Genomic DNA, 14,497 nt, shown 5'->3' with positions numbered 1-14,497 from the left:
GCGCCATGCACCGCTATGCTCAGAAAATGCATCAACTGATCCGGAGTCTGCTGCTTTTGTCACTGATCACCGCAACGAGCGCCCAGGCGGCGGAAAAAATTGACTTGATCATCGACACCGATCCGGGCGCTGACGACGTGGTGGCGCTGCTGTTCGCCCTGGCATCGCCCGAGGAACTGCATATCCGTGCGCTGACCACCGTTGCCGGCAATGTGCGCCTGGACAAGACCTCGCGCAACGCTCGCCTGGCCCGTGAATGGGCGGGGCGCGAAGACGTGCCGGTCTACGCCGGTGCGCCGAAACCGTTGATGCGCACGCCCATCTACGCCGAAAACATCCATGGCAAGGAAGGCCTGTCGGGTGTCACGGTACATGAGCCGAAGAAGGGGTTGGCCGAGGGCAATGCCGTCAACTACCTGATCGACACGCTAAAGGCTGCCAAGCCCCACAGCATCACCATTGCGATGCTGGGTCCGCAGACCAACCTGGCGCTGGCCTTGGTCCAGGAGCCCGATATCGTCCAGGGCATCAAGGAAGTGGTGATCATGGGCGGCGCGCACTTCAACGGCGGCAATATCACGCCGGTGGCCGAGTTCAATCTGTTCGCCGACCCGCAAGCGGCCGAGGTGGTGGCCAAGAGCGGCGTGAAGCTGACCTACCTGCCATTGGACGTGACCCACAAGATCCTCACCAGCGAAGCGCGCCTGAAGCAGATCGCGGCGTTGAACAATAACGCCAGCAAGCTGGTGGGCGATATCCTCAACGAATACGTCAAGGGCGACATGGAGCACTACGGCATGACGGGCGGGCCGGTGCATGACGCGACGGTGATTGCCTACCTGCTCAAGCCGCAATTGTTCACCGGCCGTTCGGTCAATGTCGTCGTGGACAGCCGCGAGGGGCCGACGTTCGGGCAGACCATCGTCGATTGGTACGACGGCTTGAAGGCACCGAAGAACGCGTTTTGGGTGGAAAACGGCGATGCCCAGGGCTTCTTCGACCTGCTGACCGAGCGCCTGGCGCGCCTGAAGTAACTAGCTTGTCATGTGCCCGCAGGCCGGAGCTGCGGGTGCATGAGCCTCAATCCACGGCGTCGACGATGCTCGGGTAACGCTCGAAGGCCTGCTGGATGAAATCGCGGGCGACTTCCGTTCCCAGCGCCTTCACCAACAATTCTATACCGATGAGCGCCAGTTCCTCCGGGCTGCCCGGGCTATAGGAGCTGTGGCCCTGCGACCATTTGGCATTGATGGTGGCTTCGATGCTGACGGTGCTCATGGTCGGGCTCGCGAGTTGGAGGTCTGTAGGCTGAGTTAACCATTTTTGCCGAGAATTTGGCACTGCGACTTAGGCATTGGGGGAGGGCTGTGCGACACTTGGTCTTTTATTTTTAAGGAGCCCCACCGTGCAGATCGACTTGAACGCTCCTGATGGCCTGACCGTCGAGGCGGTTCGTCAGTTGCTGGCCTCGGCCAGTGATGACGAGCATACCCAGCTGCGCGTGACCAAAGGCGGCATCGCCTATTTGTCCTCGGGGGTGGTCGGCGGCACCGACATTGACGGTTTACGGTTTCGCCTCGAGACCTGGGCCAAGGGTTCGGGCTACCTCGGGCGCGTCGCTGCCAGTGACGAGGTTTGGGTCATGCAGATCTACAACGCGCTGAAGGACAACTGGCCCAATCCACCCTTCGATTACATCGACGTTTATTGAGTCGCGTTCATATCCAGTCACGATTCAAGCCTGAACAGCGGGAACAGGCTCAGGCAAACTGCCAGCTTTCCCAGTCTGATGGCTGCGGTGTTGCAACCAAGCGCTGTTTAGGTTGTCGCACGCTCACTGTTTATTCATCGAAAAAAGGAGGCTTCATGCCTTGGAAGCTCGCGTCATTGAGTACTTTGCTGGCCGCCATGATCTTGAGCGGTTGCAGCAACACCTCTGGATCGACCCCTGAACCTGTGGCGGCCGAGACCGGTCACAGCCGCTGCGAAGCAAAGGCCGCTGAGTTCGCCATTGGAAAGAAAGCTTCGCCAGAGCTGCTGGAGCAGGCCCGTACCCGTGCCGGCGCGCAGAATGCGCGGATCCTCAAGCCCAACGACATGGTGACGCTTGAATATCGCTCCGATCGCCTGAACCTCAATACCGATGCCAGCCTGGTGATCAATCGAGTGAACTGCGGCTGATCGACGCTTTTCAATCGCCCATAAAAAACCCCGTCACATGGACGGGGTTTTTTTAGTGCGCCGAGAAATTACTCTGGGCGAACCTGTGCAGCTTGCATACCCTTTTGGCCTTTCTCAGCCACGAAGGAAACGGTCTGGCCTTCTTTCAGGCTTTTGAAACCGTCGCTTTCGATAGCTTTGAAGTGTACGAACAGGTCGTCACCGCCACCTTGAGGAGTGATGAAGCCGAAGCCTTTTTCATCGTTGAACCATTTAACGGTGCCGGTTTGGCGATTAGACATGGTGTATCTCCAAGAAACATATATTTTCAGTGTACTGTGCTGCTCAGGCCAACTGGGCACACCCGGGTATCATAGTCGAAATGTTCGATTTGGGAGCCCCCCGCAGGCGCTGTTTGCCAATCAGTCGTGTTTACTTTATCGCCTTTACCCGCTGAAAGGCCCGGTTTTAAAGGCTTTCAGCCGAAAGTAAAGACAATAAAAAAAGCTGTAAAACCTGAATAAATCGTTCAAAAAAGCCTGAAATCAGGGTTTTTCCACCCTGCCAAGCCTGTTCGGGAAGCCTGTTTTCTTACTTTTTCGGCTTGTTGTCGGCCTTGCATTTTGCGATCTGCCCCAGTGCCTTTTGCTGCAGCTCCGGGGTGGCCTTGTTGTCCATCAAGGCCTGGATGTCCGAGGCAGGGTAGGACTTGATCGCATCGGCGCCACAGGCACAATGGGACTTGGCCGCGGCCGCGCCGATCTGGGGTGTTGCCGCCTCCGTGCATTGGGCCATGTATTTTTCGCGCTCGCCCTTTGGCCAGTCGGCATGGGCGGTCAGTGGAAGCAGCAGGGCGAGGGGGGCGACTACTGCGAACAATGTATTCAGACGCATGCGAAGATGCTCCTTTCGGGTCGATGTCTTGTTATCTGAGGCGTTGCGCTCGCTTCAGTTCAGCACTCTGGCATAAAAACCCTGGATTTACGTCTGCTTCAATTCCCACGCGGCGATGACCGTTCATCTGTGCTAGCATGCCGGGCTCGGCTATTTCCAGGCTGCGGATGATCGTTCGTCCCGGTGGCAAAGAACCCGAATAACCCTGATTTGAATCCCAGTCACTCTGGTTCGGTTTCCCGGTTGGCCGCAAGGCTCCTGCCGCTGTAAGGCAGGCGTTCGTCATTGAATGGCCTGGACTGGATCTTGTACTGGCTCATCCCAACCCACGTGACCTTTGGTAGGGGTCACCACTAGGAGAGGAGGCGCCATGCCAACTATTACTCTTCCCGACGGCAGTCAACGTTCGTTCGATCACCCGGTTTCCGTAGCCGAGGTCGCCGCATCCATCGGTGCTGGCCTGGCCAAGGCCACCCTGGCCGGCAAGGTCAACGGCAAGCTGGTCGACGCCAGTGACGTCATCGACAGCGACGCCACGCTGCAAATCATCACGCCCAAGGATGAAGAGGGGCTGGAGATCATTCGCCACTCTTGCGCACACCTGGTCGGCCATGCGGTCAAGCAGCTGTACCCGAGCGCGAAGATGGTCATCGGGCCGGTCATCGATGAAGGCTTCTATTACGACATCGCCTTCGAACGTCCTTTCACCCCGGACGACATGGCCGCCATCGAACAGCGCATGCAACAGCTGATCGAGAAAGATTACGACGTCATCAAGAAAGTCACCCCGCGCGCCGAAGTCATCGAAGTCTTCAAGGCCCGTGGCGAGGACTACAAGCTGCGTCTGGTGGAAGACATGCCGGACGAGCAGGCCATGGGCCTGTATTACCACGAAGAATATGTCGACATGTGCCGTGGCCCGCACGTGCCGAACACGCGCTTCCTGAAATCCTTCAAGCTGACCAAGCTGTCCGGCGCCTACTGGCGTGGCGACGCGAAGAACGAGCAGTTGCAGCGCGTCTACGGCACCGCCTGGGCGGACAAGAAGCAACTGGCGGCCTACATCCAGCGCATCGAAGAAGCCGAGAAGCGCGATCACCGCAAGATCGGCAAGCGCCTGGGCCTGTTCCATACCCAGGAAGAATCCCCGGGCATGGTGTTCTGGCACCCGAACGGCTGGACCCTGTACCAGGTGCTTGAGCAGTACATGCGCCAGGTCCAGCGTGAGAACGGCTACCTGGAGATCAAGACGCCGCAAGTGGTCGACCGCAGCCTGTGGGAAAAATCCGGGCATTGGGCCAACTACGCCGACAACATGTTCACCACCCAGTCGGAAAACCGCGACTACGCCATCAAGCCGATGAACTGCCCGTGCCACGTGCAGGTGTTCAACCAGGGCTTGAAGAGCTACCGCGAACTGCCAATGCGCCTGGCCGAGTTCGGTGCTTGCCACCGCAACGAGCCATCGGGTGCGCTGCACGGCATCATGCGCGTGCGGGCGTTCACCCAGGACGATGCGCACATTTTCTGCACCGAAGAGCAGATGCAGGCCGAATCCGCCGCGTTCATCAAGCTGACCATGGACGTCTATCGCGACTTCGGCTTCACCGAGGTCGAGATGAAGCTGTCCACTCGTCCGGAAAAACGCGTCGGCTCCGACGAGCTGTGGGATCGCGCCGCAGCGGCCCTGGCCGCCGCCCTTGATAGCGCGGGCCTTGCGTACGACCTGCAGCCGGGTGAGGGCGCCTTCTACGGTCCGAAGATCGAAGTTTCGCTGAAAGAATGCCTCGGTCGCGTGTGGCAGTGTGGTACCTTGCAGCTCGATTTCACCCTGCCGATCCGTCTGGGCGCTGAATATGTGTCCGAAGACAACAGTCGCAAGCACCCGGTCATGCTTCACCGCGCGATTCTCGGTTCGTTCGAGCGTTTCGTCGGGATTCTGATCGAACACTACGAGGGCGCGTTCCCTGCGTGGCTGGCGCCGACCCAGGCAGTGATCATGAATATCACTGATAAACAGGCAGATTTTGCCGCCGAAGTCGAAAAAACTCTCAATCAAAGCGGATTTCGTGCCAAGTCCGACTTGAGAAATGAAAAGATCGGCTTTAAAATCCGCGAGCATACTTTGCTCAAGGTTCCCTTTCTCTTGGTTATTGGAGATCGGGAGGTCGAGATGCAGACTGTCGCTGTGCGTACTCGTGAAGGTGCTGACCTGGGCTCGATGCCCGTCGCCGAATTCGCTGAGTTCCTCGCGCAAGCGGTTTCCCGGCGTGGTCGCCCAGATTTGGAGTAATTATTATTAAGCGTGAAATGAGACAAGATAAACGAGCTGCACCGAAAGCCCCGATCAACGAGAATATCTCGGCACGCGAGGTTCGGTTAATTGGCGCTGACGGCGAGCAGATTGGCATCGTCTCGATTGATGAAGCGCTTCGTATTGCTGAAGAAGCCAAGCTTGATCTGGTAGAAATCTCCGCGGACGCAGTCCCACCGGTTTGCCGGGTGATGGACTACGGCAAGTCGATCTTCGAAAAGAAGAAGCAGATTGCCGCGGCGAAGAAAAACCAGAAGCAGATTCAGGTAAAAGAAATCAAGTTTCGTCCAGGGACGGAGGAAGGGGATTACCAGGTAAAACTGCGCAACCTGGTACGTTTCCTGAGTGATGGGGACAGGGCCAAGGTATCCTTGCGATTCCGCGGCCGTGAGATGGCCCACCAGGAGCTGGGGATGGAACTCCTCAAGCGGGTTGAACAAGACCTGCTCGAGTACGGTTCGGTCGAACAGCATCCTAAGATGGAAGGACGCCAGCTGATCATGGTCATCGCCCCGAAAAAGAAGAAGTAATCACCAGGGCACGGCAGGCCTTGCGATTATGTTTATCAACTGAATGCGGAGTATCCGAACATGCCAAAGATGAAGACCAAAAGTGGTGCTGCTAAGCGGTTTCTGAAAACTGCTAACGGTATCAAGCACAAGCACGCTTTCAAGAGCCACATCCTGACCAAAATGTCGACCAAGCGTAAGCGTCAACTGCGCGGTAGCAGCTTGCTGCATCCGTCTGACGTGGCAAAAGTCGAGCGCATGCTGCGCCTTCGTTAATTTTTGGATCAAGAATAGAGGAAGTAACTCATGGCTCGTGTAAAGCGTGGCGTCATTGCCCGTAAACGTCACAAAAAAATTCTGAAACTTGCTAAAGGCTACTACGGCGCGCGTTCCCGCGTATTCCGTGTTGCCAAGCAAGCGGTAATCAAGGCAGGCCAATACGCCTACCGTGACCGTCGTCAGAAAAAACGTCAGTTCCGCGCTCTGTGGATCGCTCGTATCAATGCTGGTGCTCGTGTTAACGGCCTGTCCTACAGCCGTTTCATCGCTGGCCTGAAAAAAGCGTCCATCGAGATCGACCGTAAGGTTCTGGCTGATCTGGCAGTGAACGAAAAAGCGGCGTTTGCTGCGATTGTCGAGAAAGCTAAAGCCACCTTGGCTTAAGTACCCCCGGCAGTCACCGGGGCCCACCTCTGTGGGCCCAGGTGTCAAACGTCATAAATAGGGGAAGAGCCTTAAAGCTCTTCCCCTATTTTGTATCTGGAGTCTGTACATGGAAAACCTGGACGCGCTGGTCGCTCAAGCACTAGAGGCTGTGCAAAGCGCTGAAGATATCAATGCCCTGGAGCAAATCCGGGTTCACTACCTTGGCAAGAAGGGCGAGTTGACTCAGGTGATGAAGACCCTGGGGAACCTGCCAGCCGAAGAGCGTCCGCAGGTCGGTGCGCTGATCAACGTTGCCAAGGAGCGTGTCACAGAGGTCCTCAATGCGCGCAAGGCGTTGTTCGAGGAGGCGGACCTGGCCGCCAAGCTCGCCGCCGAGTCCATCGACGTGACCCTGCCTGGCCGTGGCCAGACTTCTGGTGGCCTGCATCCGGTCACCCGGACCCTGGAACGCATCGAGCAGTTCTTCACCCACATCGGCTACGGCATTGCCGAAGGCCCCGAGGTCGAAGACGACTATCACAACTTCGAGGCGCTCAACATCCCAGGCCATCACCCGGCCCGGTCGATGCACGACACCTTCTATTTCAACGCGAACATGCTGTTGCGCACCCATACCTCGCCGGTACAGGTCCGCACCATGGAATCGCAGCGGCCGCCGATCCGCATCGTCTGCCCAGGCCGTGTGTATCGCAGCGACTCCGATATCACCCACTCGCCGATGTTCCATCAGGTCGAAGGCTTGCTGGTTGATCGCGACATCAATTTCGCCGACCTCAAAGGCACCATCGAAGAATTCCTGCGGGTGTTCTTCGAGAAAGAACTGGCCGTGCGTTTCCGCCCTTCGTACTTCCCATTCACCGAGCCCTCGGCGGAAGTCGACATGGAATGCGTGATGTGCAGCGGCAAAGGCTGCCGCGTCTGTAAGCAGACGGGCTGGCTGGAAGTCATGGGCTGCGGCATGGTTCACCCGAACGTGCTGCGCATGTCCGGAATCGATCCGGAAGAATTCTCGGGCTTTGCCTTCGGCATGGGCGTGGAACGCCTGGCCATGCTGCGTTACGGCGTGAACGACTTGCGTCTGTTCTTCGACAACGACTTGCGGTTCCTCGCGCAATTTCGCTAGTCGTAACGAACCTTTAGGAGAGCAGGATGAAATTCAGTGAACAATGGCTGCGCGGCTGGGTAAGCCCGCAGGTAAGCCAGGACGAGCTGGTTGCTCGCCTGTCGATGGCCGGCCTCGAGGTCGATAGCGTGACACCGGCCGCCGGTGCATTCAGTGGTGTGGTGGTGGGCGAGGTGCTGGGCACCGAGCAGCACCCTGACGCTGACAAGCTGCGGATTTGCCAGGTCAGCAATGGCGCGGAAACCTTCCAGGTCGTCTGCGGCGCGCCCAACGTGCGCCCGGGCCTGAAGATCCCATTCGCCATGATCGGCGCCGAACTGCCGGGCGACTTCAAGATCAAGAAAGCCAAGCTGCGCGGCGTCGAGTCCAACGGCATGTTGTGCTCCCAGGCCGAACTGCAGATTGGCGAAGGCAACGATGGCCTGATGGAACTCCCGGCCGATGCGCCGGTGGGCCAGGACATTCGTGAACACCTGGGCCTGGACGACGCGAGCATCGAGGTCGACCTGACGCCGAACCGTGGCGACTGCCTGTCCCTGGCGGGTCTGGCCCGTGAAGTCGGCGCGCTGTATGCCGCTCCTGTGACGCGTCCGACGGTCGCGACCGTGCCGGCCGTGCATGACGAAGTGCGTTCGATTGAAGTCCTGGCGCCGGCGGCGTGCCCGCGGTACCTGGGCCGGGTGATCCGTAACGTCGACCTGTCCAAGCCAACGCCGCTGTGGATGGTCGAGCGCCTGCGTCGCGCCGACGTGCGCAGCATCGACGCCGCCGTCGACATCACCAACTATGTCATGCTGGAGCTGGGCCAGCCGCTGCATGCGTTCGATCTCGCCGAAATCAACGGTGGCATCCGCGTACGCATGGCCGAAGAGGGCGAGAAGCTGGTGCTGCTCGACGGCCAGGAAGTGACCCTGCGCAGCGACACCCTGGTGATTGCCGACCACGCCCGCGCCCTGGCGATTGCCGGCGTGATGGGTGGCGAGCACAGCGGCGTATCCGCCACCACCCGCGATGTATTCCTGGAAAGCGCGTTCTTCGACCAGATCGCCGTCGCTGGCAAGGCTCGTTCCTATGGCCTGCACACCGACGCCTCGCACCGCTACGAGCGAGGCGTGGACTGGCAGCTGGCCCGTGAAGCCATGGAGCGCGCCACCGGCCTGCTGCTGGATATCACCGGTGGCGAAGCCGGGCCGGTCATCGAGACTGTCAGCGAACAGCACCTGCCCAAGATTGCACCGATCACCCTGCGTGCCCAGCGCATCACCCAGATGCTGGGCATGGAAATGGATTCGGCCGAAGTCGAACGCCTGCTCAGCGCCCTGGGCCTGAACATCAGCGCCGCTGGGGCAGGGCAGTGGCGCGTCGAAGTGCCAAGCCATCGCTTCGATATCAGCTTGGAAGTTGACCTGATCGAAGAATTGGCCCGCCTGTACGGCTACAACCGCCTGCCGGTTCGCTACCCGCAAGCCCGCCTGGCCCCACAAGCCAAGGCTGAAGCCCGCAGCGACCTGCCGGAACTGCGCCGCCTGCTGGTGGCCCGTGGGTATCAGGAAGCGATCACCTACAGCTTCATCGATCCACGCCAGTTCGAGCTGTTCAGTCCGGGCGTCGAGCCGCTGTTGCTGGCCAACCCGATCTCCAACGACATGGCCGCCATGCGTTCGTCCCTGTGGCCGGGCCTGGTCAAGTCGCTCCAGCACAACCTGAACCGCCAGCAGGATCGCGTGCGCCTGTTCGAAAGCGGCCTGCGTTTTGTCGGCCAGTTGGAAGGCTTGAAGCAAGAGCCGATGTTGGCCGGTGTCGTCTGTGGCAGTCGCGTGCCGGAAGGCTGGGCGCAAGGTCGCGATGTCGTCGACTTCTTCGACGTCAAGGCTGACGTGGAAGCGGTGCTGGGCTTCGCCGGCGCGCTCGACGCATTCACTTTCGTACCGGGCAAGCACCCGGCGCTGCATCCGGGGCAGACTGCGCGGATCGAGCGAGACGGGCGTGAAGTCGGCTATGTCGGTGCCATTCACCCGGAACTGTCGAAAACCCTGGGCCTCGATCGTCCTGTCTTCGTTTTCGAGTTGGTCCTGGCCGAAGTGGCACAGGGGAAAATGCCGAAATTCCAGGAGTTATCGCGCTTTCCTGAAGTGCGTCGTGACCTGGCGTTGCTGGCCGACCGTGAGGTCGCTTCCAGTGCTGTACTGGAGGTAATTCGTGAAAATGCAGGCGAATGGCTAACGGACCTCAGGCTATTTGACGTGTATCAGGGTAAAGGTATTGATCCGCATAGAAAAAGCCTTGCAGTCAGCTTGACCTGGCAGCATCCATCGCGCACTCTTAATGACGATGAGGTGAATACCGCAACGCAAAATATCCTCACCTCGCTCGAAACCAGGTTGAACGCCACGTTAAGGAAGTGACGTATGGGGGCTCTGACGAAAGCTGAGATGGCGGAACGTCTGTATGAGGAGCTGGGCCTGAATAAACGGGAGGCCAAAGAATTGGTCGAACTGTTTTTCGAAGAAATCAGGCACGCTCTGGAAGACAACGAACAGGTCAAGTTGTCCGGTTTCGGCAATTTCGACCTTCGGGACAAACGCCAGCGGCCTGGCCGCAATCCGAAAACGGGAGAAGAAATCCCGATCACGGCTCGCCGTGTGGTCACCTTTCGTCCAGGGCAGAAGTTGAAGGCCCGAGTTGAGGCTTATGCTGGAACCAAGTCATAACGACGAACTACCCGTCATCCCGGGCAAACGCTACTTCACCATTGGTGAAGTCAGCGAGCTGTGTGCGGTAAAACCACACGTGCTGCGCTATTGGGAGCAGGAGTTTCCTCAACTCAACCCGGTCAAGCGCCGCGGAAACCGCCGGTATTATCAGCGACAAGACGTGCTGATGATCCGGCAGATCCGCGCGCTGCTGTACGACCAGGGGTTCACCATCGGCGGCGCACGCCTGCGCCTCTCCGGTGATGAGGCCAAGGACGATACCACCCAGTACAAACAGATGATCCGCCAGATGATCGCCGAGCTCGAAGATGTACTGGTGGTGCTCAAGAAATAATTTCTGCTTTTAAATACTTCCAGTTTTCAAAAGCTTGCGTTATATTCCTGAGCGTTCCGCTGAGAAGCGGAACAAGATTCACGCCTAGTCGGGGCGTAGCGCAGTCCGGTAGCGCACTAGCATGGGGTGCTAGGGGTCGAGTGTTCGAATCACTCCGTCCCGACCATATTTACTGAGTAAAATCAGGCAGTTAAGCCGATCAGATAGATCGGCTTTTTTGTGCCTGCGCAAAATTTGTGGCCATGTTCCTTCGCATCCGGTGCTGAAGATCCGACTAAGCCTGCCTGCGCAGCCGGGCAAAAAGCATAATAAGGACACTACGTGCTACGGAAAGCGGTTCTACTGGTGCTGATCACCAGCCTAAGCGGCTGTATGGCCACCGCGATGCGAATGGACTACGACAAGCACCGATGCCCCTACATCGGCCTGCGCTTTGACTGGTGGCTGGTGGGCACGTCCAAAGGAAAGCTGATTCCTTTCCTGCTGATCGACGCACCGTTCTCCTTGGTGGTCGATACCGTATTCTTCCCCTTCGAATATCAATACAGCTGCAACCTCTAAGCGACAGAGGCTCTTACGTGCAGGAGCGTTTGTGGCTACTGTTGACGTTTGTTTGTGCCCAGGCCAGTCCGCGAGCCAGGGTTCAGGCAAAGCGCTTTTCCAAAGTAGAGGGATCCTGCATGAAAGCCGTCGTTTACGAAGCCTTTTCCCAACCCCCACGTGTGATGACCGTCGAAGATCCAACCCCCGAGCGTCACGGTGTGGTTGTCCAGGTCCTCGGCACGGGCGTATGCCGAAGCGACTGGCATGGCTGGAAAGGTCATGATCCTGATATCCGGCTGCCCCATGTGCCCGGCCACGAATTGGCCGGGATCGTGGCGGAGGTGGGCAAGGACGTCACCCGATGGAAGGTGGGCGATCGCATTACCGTGCCTTTTGTCGGTGGCTGTGGCGCGTGCCCGGAATGCAATAGCGGCAACCAGCAGGTGTGCCACAGTCAGTTTCAGCCGGGGTTCACCCATTGGGGCTCTTTCGCCGAGTATGTTGGGATTCACCAGGCGGATTTGAACCTGGTTGCGCTGCCGGACAACATGGACTTCGCCACGGCGGCGAGCCTGGGTTGTCGGTTCGTCACGTCGTTCCGTGCGGTGGTCGATCAAGGCAAGGTCACGGCGGGCCAGTGGGTGGCGGTTCATGGTTGTGGTGGTGTGGGGCTGTCAGCGGTGATGATCGCCCACGCTGTCGGGGCGAACGTTATCGCGATTGATATCTCCGACGATAAGCTCAAGCTTGCCCAGTCGCTTGGTGCCGTTGCGACGGTCAATGCAAGCCGTGTGGCGGATGTGACCGAGGCGGTGCTTGAGATGACGAAGGGCGGCGCTCATGTTTCGTTGGATGCGCTCGGTCATCCAACGACCTGCTTCAACTCCATCAACAATCTGAGACGGCGTGGCCGGCATGTCCAGGTCGGTTTGATGCTGGCCGATCACAGCACGCCGGCGATCCCGATGAGCAAAGTCATTGCCTATGAGCTGGAGATCTGCGGCAGCCATGGCATGCAGGCTCACCGTTACGGCGCAATGATGGACATGATCACGTCCGGCAAGCTGGCGCCTGAAAAACTGGTGGGCAAGACCATCAGCCTCGAACAATCCATTGATGCGCTTATGAACATGGACCGGTTCGACACGGCAGGGGTGACGGTGGTGACGCAGTTCTAGACGCTTGCCACCGGCTGGCCGAGGGATTCCTGATACTGTGCTTCATCGACCTCGGTCAGGGTTGCATAACCGTCGTAGTAGTACATTCGGTTCCTGTCTCGGGCATAGCGCTCACTCAGGAATTCCAGGGTGGCCAGGTCGATACGCTTGGCGCTGACGGGCCGTCGGTGACAGAACAACTTGCGCGTGCCCAGTTGCAGGAAATCAGGGTGGGGCACGCGGACTTCGTCGGGGTCGAACGGTACATCCAGCGGTTTGCCTTCCGAGAGGATCAGGGTAGGGCTGACGGCATAGGTGCCGAGAATGCGGGTATCCGAGGGATGTAGGCGTTTTTTCGCCTCGCCGTAGTAATACACCGCATTTTGATCCTGGGCCCAGCCATGACCGCAGGACTCAAAGGTAGCCACATGGGCCTTACGAATCGGTTCGGGAGAATGGTAGAAAATCCGGTGGCAGAACACGGTTTTTCCGTCGGTCAGGTAGGGCCCACCGAGCGCGCGGAAGTGCTCCGCGGGTTCTTGGGAAAACCGTTCAGGCACTTGCGTTTCGGCGTTATGAAACGGGATCAGATACAAGCCCTGGGCATCGCCGCACAGGTGCGTGTCGAGCAATTTGAAACTCGCTGCGTCCAACCCGCTGATCGCGCGGCCATGGAAATACACCTGGTCGCCTAGTTCGAATCCGAGACCGATGGCCTGTAGCGGCTGCGTTTGCGCGTGTGTTTGGGCGGCCTCGGTTGTTGCCCGCAAACGGTGCCACCAGTAACCCTCCAACTGCGGATGGGCCTCGAAATAAGGTGCCCAGGCCTCTTGCATGGCCGCATCGATGATCCCGTCTGAGCCCAGCGGGCCGTGCTTGTCGCCTGCCAGCACGGGAGAGTAATCCTGGTCATTGCGACAGAGCTGGGTCACGACGAAGCTTTGCGCGTCGACATCGAGGCGTTTCTGGCGCCTGTAGACGTGCAGGTGATCACGGTAATAGTCGAACCCCAAATGGCGAAAGCTTGGGCCATGGGCGTCACGCATGCGGGTCCCGGCGGCATAGACGAAACTGTCGTCCACGGCAAAATAATCATCCTCGTATTCGCTGGCGCTGGCCACGCGCCCGCATTCATCGAACGTCGGCTGCCAGCATTTGAGCAGGTGGAAATCGCCAACGTAGCGGATGCTCTTGCCGGTCAGGTAATAGGCGCGTTGCTTGTCCTTGGCGTAGCGTTCATTCAGCACGGTGAAGGTTGCCAGGTCGGCATTGTCGATGCGGTAGAAGTATTCGTAGGAAATGCTTGAACCTTGCTGCGCTTGCACGATGATCGACTGTCCGTCGGTGCCCCAGCGTTGGGCGAGCATCTGGAAGTCGTCCGGGTTTGCCACCGGCAGCGGCGTGCCGTCCTTTTGGTGCAGGGGCTTGAAGCCCTTGTAGACCTGATCGTCGATCACTCGATAGGACGGGTGATTGCAATACCGCACCCGCGCCGTGGCGCTGGCGAGACGTTGCCCCTGCAAAAAGATATTCATCCCGTCGCTGAACAGGGCGGACGCTGAAGTCACTGAGGCGGGCGACTCTGGCAACAGGGCCAGGCTGTCGGGTCGGGCCTCGGGAATCTGGCTGATCGCGTACTCGCCGAACCAATAGGCGCCGGCTGCGTCACGCCAGTACTGGTGGCCGAGGCTTTCCAGGCCACTGTCGAACCGAAACGGCAAGGCTTGGAGCGCGTGGTAGCCGTGGCGCGCCCGGTAGGCTGGAAGCAGGTAGTAATCGCGCCGGACGTCGCGCAAGACCCAAGGGCTGCGTCGATGCCGCCAAACCGGCTGACCGGCCAGCAAGGGCGAGGGCGGATAGTGCCCGGCGTTGGCAGCTTGTGCCAACTCGCCGGGGCGTGCGCCTTCAGGGCTGAGCATGATGTACACATCAGGCACTTGCCCGTCGCCCAGCAGCACGCCGTCCATGAACGCGAAGCCTTGATGCCATTCAAGGTTAAGCGTTTCCCAGTCAGCCTTATCCGTGTCTATGTCTGTCATGTCGATGCGACCTGAACGTCTGATGGTTGGCCCCCCGCGAGCTC

The 14,497-nt window shown here is 58.9% G+C and carries 17 protein-coding genes and 1 tRNA gene; 14 read left to right on the top strand and 4 right to left on the bottom strand.

Annotated elements, in window-relative coordinates:
* The first annotated feature begins 5 nt into the window (after positions 1–5).
* Positions 6–1,034, top strand: a complete 1,029-nt coding sequence (locus HGO40_RS05540) for a nucleoside hydrolase (protein ID WP_003203636.1) — start codon at positions 6–8, stop codon at positions 1,032–1,034.
* A 46-nt stretch (positions 1,035–1,080) separates the two neighbouring features.
* Here the strand turns inward: HGO40_RS05540 and HGO40_RS05535 are convergent, their stop codons facing one another.
* Positions 1,081–1,278 (bottom strand): hypothetical protein, encoded by a 198-nt coding sequence (locus tag HGO40_RS05535; protein ID WP_250962209.1) that lies wholly within the window; start codon positions 1,276–1,278, stop codon positions 1,081–1,083.
* A gap of 127 nt (positions 1,279–1,405) precedes the next feature.
* On the opposite strand from HGO40_RS05535, the gene HGO40_RS05530 reads away from it, so the two are divergent.
* Both HGO40_RS05530 and HGO40_RS05525 read left to right on the top strand, forming a co-directional pair.
* On the top strand, positions 1,406–1,711 hold the full coding sequence (locus tag HGO40_RS05530; RefSeq protein WP_250962208.1) for a hypothetical protein: 306 nt from the start codon (positions 1,406–1,408) through the stop codon (positions 1,709–1,711).
* 155 nt (positions 1,712–1,866) lie between these two features.
* On the top strand, positions 1,867–2,181 hold the full coding sequence (locus HGO40_RS05525) for an I78 family peptidase inhibitor (protein WP_250962207.1): 315 nt from the start codon (positions 1,867–1,869) through the stop codon (positions 2,179–2,181).
* A gap of 68 nt (positions 2,182–2,249) precedes the next feature.
* On the opposite strand, the gene HGO40_RS05520 is transcribed toward HGO40_RS05525, so the two are convergent.
* Positions 2,250–2,462, bottom strand: coding sequence for a cold-shock protein (locus HGO40_RS05520; protein WP_003179963.1), 213 nt, complete (start codon positions 2,460–2,462; stop codon positions 2,250–2,252).
* A 289-nt stretch (positions 2,463–2,751) separates the two neighbouring features.
* Complete coding sequence (locus tag HGO40_RS05515; protein ID WP_095962812.1) at positions 2,752–3,054, bottom strand: hypothetical protein; 303 nt, start codon at positions 3,052–3,054, stop codon at positions 2,752–2,754.
* Positions 3,055–3,424: 370 nt separating this feature from the next.
* On the opposite strand from HGO40_RS05515, the gene thrS reads away from it, so the two are divergent.
* The 11 genes from thrS to HGO40_RS05460 all read left to right on the top strand — a co-directional run bounded on the left by thrS (position 3,425) and on the right by HGO40_RS05460 (position 12,435).
* Entirely contained in the window at positions 3,425–5,347 is a 1,923-nt protein-coding gene (gene thrS / locus HGO40_RS05510; protein WP_250962206.1) for a threonine--tRNA ligase, read from the top strand.
* Positions 5,347–5,898: a translation initiation factor IF-3 gene (infC, locus tag HGO40_RS05505; protein WP_169432615.1), complete on the top strand. Its 552-nt coding sequence runs from the start codon at positions 5,347–5,349 to the stop codon at positions 5,896–5,898. Before thrS ends, infC begins: the two co-directional genes overlap by 1 nt.
* Before the next feature lie 60 nt (positions 5,899–5,958).
* Complete coding sequence (gene rpmI, locus HGO40_RS05500; RefSeq protein WP_002553160.1) at positions 5,959–6,153, top strand: 50S ribosomal protein L35; 195 nt, start codon at positions 5,959–5,961, stop codon at positions 6,151–6,153.
* A 30-nt stretch (positions 6,154–6,183) separates the two neighbouring features.
* On the top strand, positions 6,184–6,540 hold the full coding sequence (gene rplT / locus HGO40_RS05495) for a 50S ribosomal protein L20 (protein WP_002553161.1): 357 nt from the start codon (positions 6,184–6,186) through the stop codon (positions 6,538–6,540).
* Between the two features lie 109 nt (positions 6,541–6,649).
* Positions 6,650–7,666: a phenylalanine--tRNA ligase subunit alpha gene (gene pheS, locus HGO40_RS05490; protein WP_186706639.1), complete on the top strand. Its 1,017-nt coding sequence runs from the start codon at positions 6,650–6,652 to the stop codon at positions 7,664–7,666.
* Positions 7,667–7,692: 26 nt separating this feature from the next.
* Positions 7,693–10,071, top strand: coding sequence for a phenylalanine--tRNA ligase subunit beta (gene pheT / locus HGO40_RS05485; RefSeq protein ID WP_250962205.1), 2,379 nt, complete (start codon positions 7,693–7,695; stop codon positions 10,069–10,071).
* Positions 10,072–10,074: 3 nt separating this feature from the next.
* Entirely contained in the window at positions 10,075–10,377 is a 303-nt protein-coding gene (gene ihfA / locus HGO40_RS05480) for an integration host factor subunit alpha (protein ID WP_002553164.1), read from the top strand.
* Positions 10,358–10,714 (top strand): MerR family transcriptional regulator, encoded by a 357-nt coding sequence (locus tag HGO40_RS05475; RefSeq protein WP_003179985.1) that lies wholly within the window; start codon positions 10,358–10,360, stop codon positions 10,712–10,714. Before ihfA ends, HGO40_RS05475 begins: the two co-directional genes overlap by 20 nt.
* 89 nt (positions 10,715–10,803) lie before the next feature.
* Positions 10,804–10,880, top strand: a tRNA-Pro gene (locus HGO40_RS05470).
* 155 nt (positions 10,881–11,035) lie between these two features.
* The gene (locus HGO40_RS05465; RefSeq protein WP_186706641.1) at positions 11,036–11,275 is read left to right on the top strand and encodes a YceK/YidQ family lipoprotein; all 240 of its coding nucleotides are present in this window, start codon (positions 11,036–11,038) and stop codon (positions 11,273–11,275) included.
* A gap of 119 nt (positions 11,276–11,394) precedes the next feature.
* On the top strand, positions 11,395–12,435 hold the full coding sequence (locus tag HGO40_RS05460) for a zinc-dependent alcohol dehydrogenase family protein (RefSeq protein ID WP_250962204.1): 1,041 nt from the start codon (positions 11,395–11,397) through the stop codon (positions 12,433–12,435).
* Here HGO40_RS05460 and HGO40_RS05455 read toward each other — a convergent pair.
* On the bottom strand, positions 12,432–14,453 hold the full coding sequence (locus HGO40_RS05455; protein ID WP_250962203.1) for a DKNYY domain-containing protein: 2,022 nt from the start codon (positions 14,451–14,453) through the stop codon (positions 12,432–12,434). The two genes, HGO40_RS05460 and HGO40_RS05455, sit on opposite strands and share 4 nt — an antisense overlap.
* Positions 14,454–14,497 lie beyond the last annotated feature (44 nt).

This window comes from Pseudomonas sp. CG7 (assembly GCF_023701885.1).
GTDB classification, from domain to species: domain Bacteria; phylum Pseudomonadota; class Gammaproteobacteria; order Pseudomonadales; family Pseudomonadaceae; genus Aquipseudomonas; species Aquipseudomonas zanjanensis.
The sequence above is the reverse complement of the archived record's forward strand: the minus strand, read 5'-3'. Positions and strand labels throughout refer to the sequence as shown.

What these genes read in the sequence shown, in the direction of transcription:
- HGO40_RS05460 (WP_250962204.1), top strand. Translation starts at nt 11,395, where the DNA reads ATGAAAGCCGTCGTTTACGAAGCCTTTTCCCAACCCCCACGTGTGATG.
- pheT (WP_250962205.1), top strand. Translation starts at nt 7,693, where the DNA reads ATGAAATTCAGTGAACAATGGCTGCGCGGCTGGGTAAGCCCGCAGGTA.
- HGO40_RS05525 (WP_250962207.1), top strand. Translation starts at nt 1,867, where the DNA reads ATGCCTTGGAAGCTCGCGTCATTGAGTACTTTGCTGGCCGCCATGATC.
- rpmI (WP_002553160.1), top strand. Translation starts at nt 5,959, where the DNA reads ATGCCAAAGATGAAGACCAAAAGTGGTGCTGCTAAGCGGTTTCTGAAA.
- ihfA (WP_002553164.1), top strand. Translation starts at nt 10,075, where the DNA reads ATGGGGGCTCTGACGAAAGCTGAGATGGCGGAACGTCTGTATGAGGAG.
- rplT (WP_002553161.1), top strand. Translation starts at nt 6,184, where the DNA reads ATGGCTCGTGTAAAGCGTGGCGTCATTGCCCGTAAACGTCACAAAAAA.
- thrS (WP_250962206.1), top strand. Translation starts at nt 3,425, where the DNA reads ATGCCAACTATTACTCTTCCCGACGGCAGTCAACGTTCGTTCGATCAC.
- HGO40_RS05520 (WP_003179963.1), bottom strand. Translation starts at nt 2,462, where the DNA reads ATGTCTAATCGCCAAACCGGCACCGTTAAATGGTTCAACGATGAAAAA.
- pheS (WP_186706639.1), top strand. Translation starts at nt 6,650, where the DNA reads ATGGAAAACCTGGACGCGCTGGTCGCTCAAGCACTAGAGGCTGTGCAA.
- HGO40_RS05475 (WP_003179985.1), top strand. Translation starts at nt 10,358, where the DNA reads ATGCTGGAACCAAGTCATAACGACGAACTACCCGTCATCCCGGGCAAA.
- HGO40_RS05455 (WP_250962203.1), bottom strand. Translation starts at nt 14,453, where the DNA reads ATGACAGACATAGACACGGATAAGGCTGACTGGGAAACGCTTAACCTT.
- HGO40_RS05535 (WP_250962209.1), bottom strand. Translation starts at nt 1,278, where the DNA reads ATGAGCACCGTCAGCATCGAAGCCACCATCAATGCCAAATGGTCGCAG.
- HGO40_RS05515 (WP_095962812.1), bottom strand. Translation starts at nt 3,054, where the DNA reads ATGCGTCTGAATACATTGTTCGCAGTAGTCGCCCCCCTCGCCCTGCTG.
- HGO40_RS05540 (WP_003203636.1), top strand. Translation starts at nt 6, where the DNA reads ATGCACCGCTATGCTCAGAAAATGCATCAACTGATCCGGAGTCTGCTG.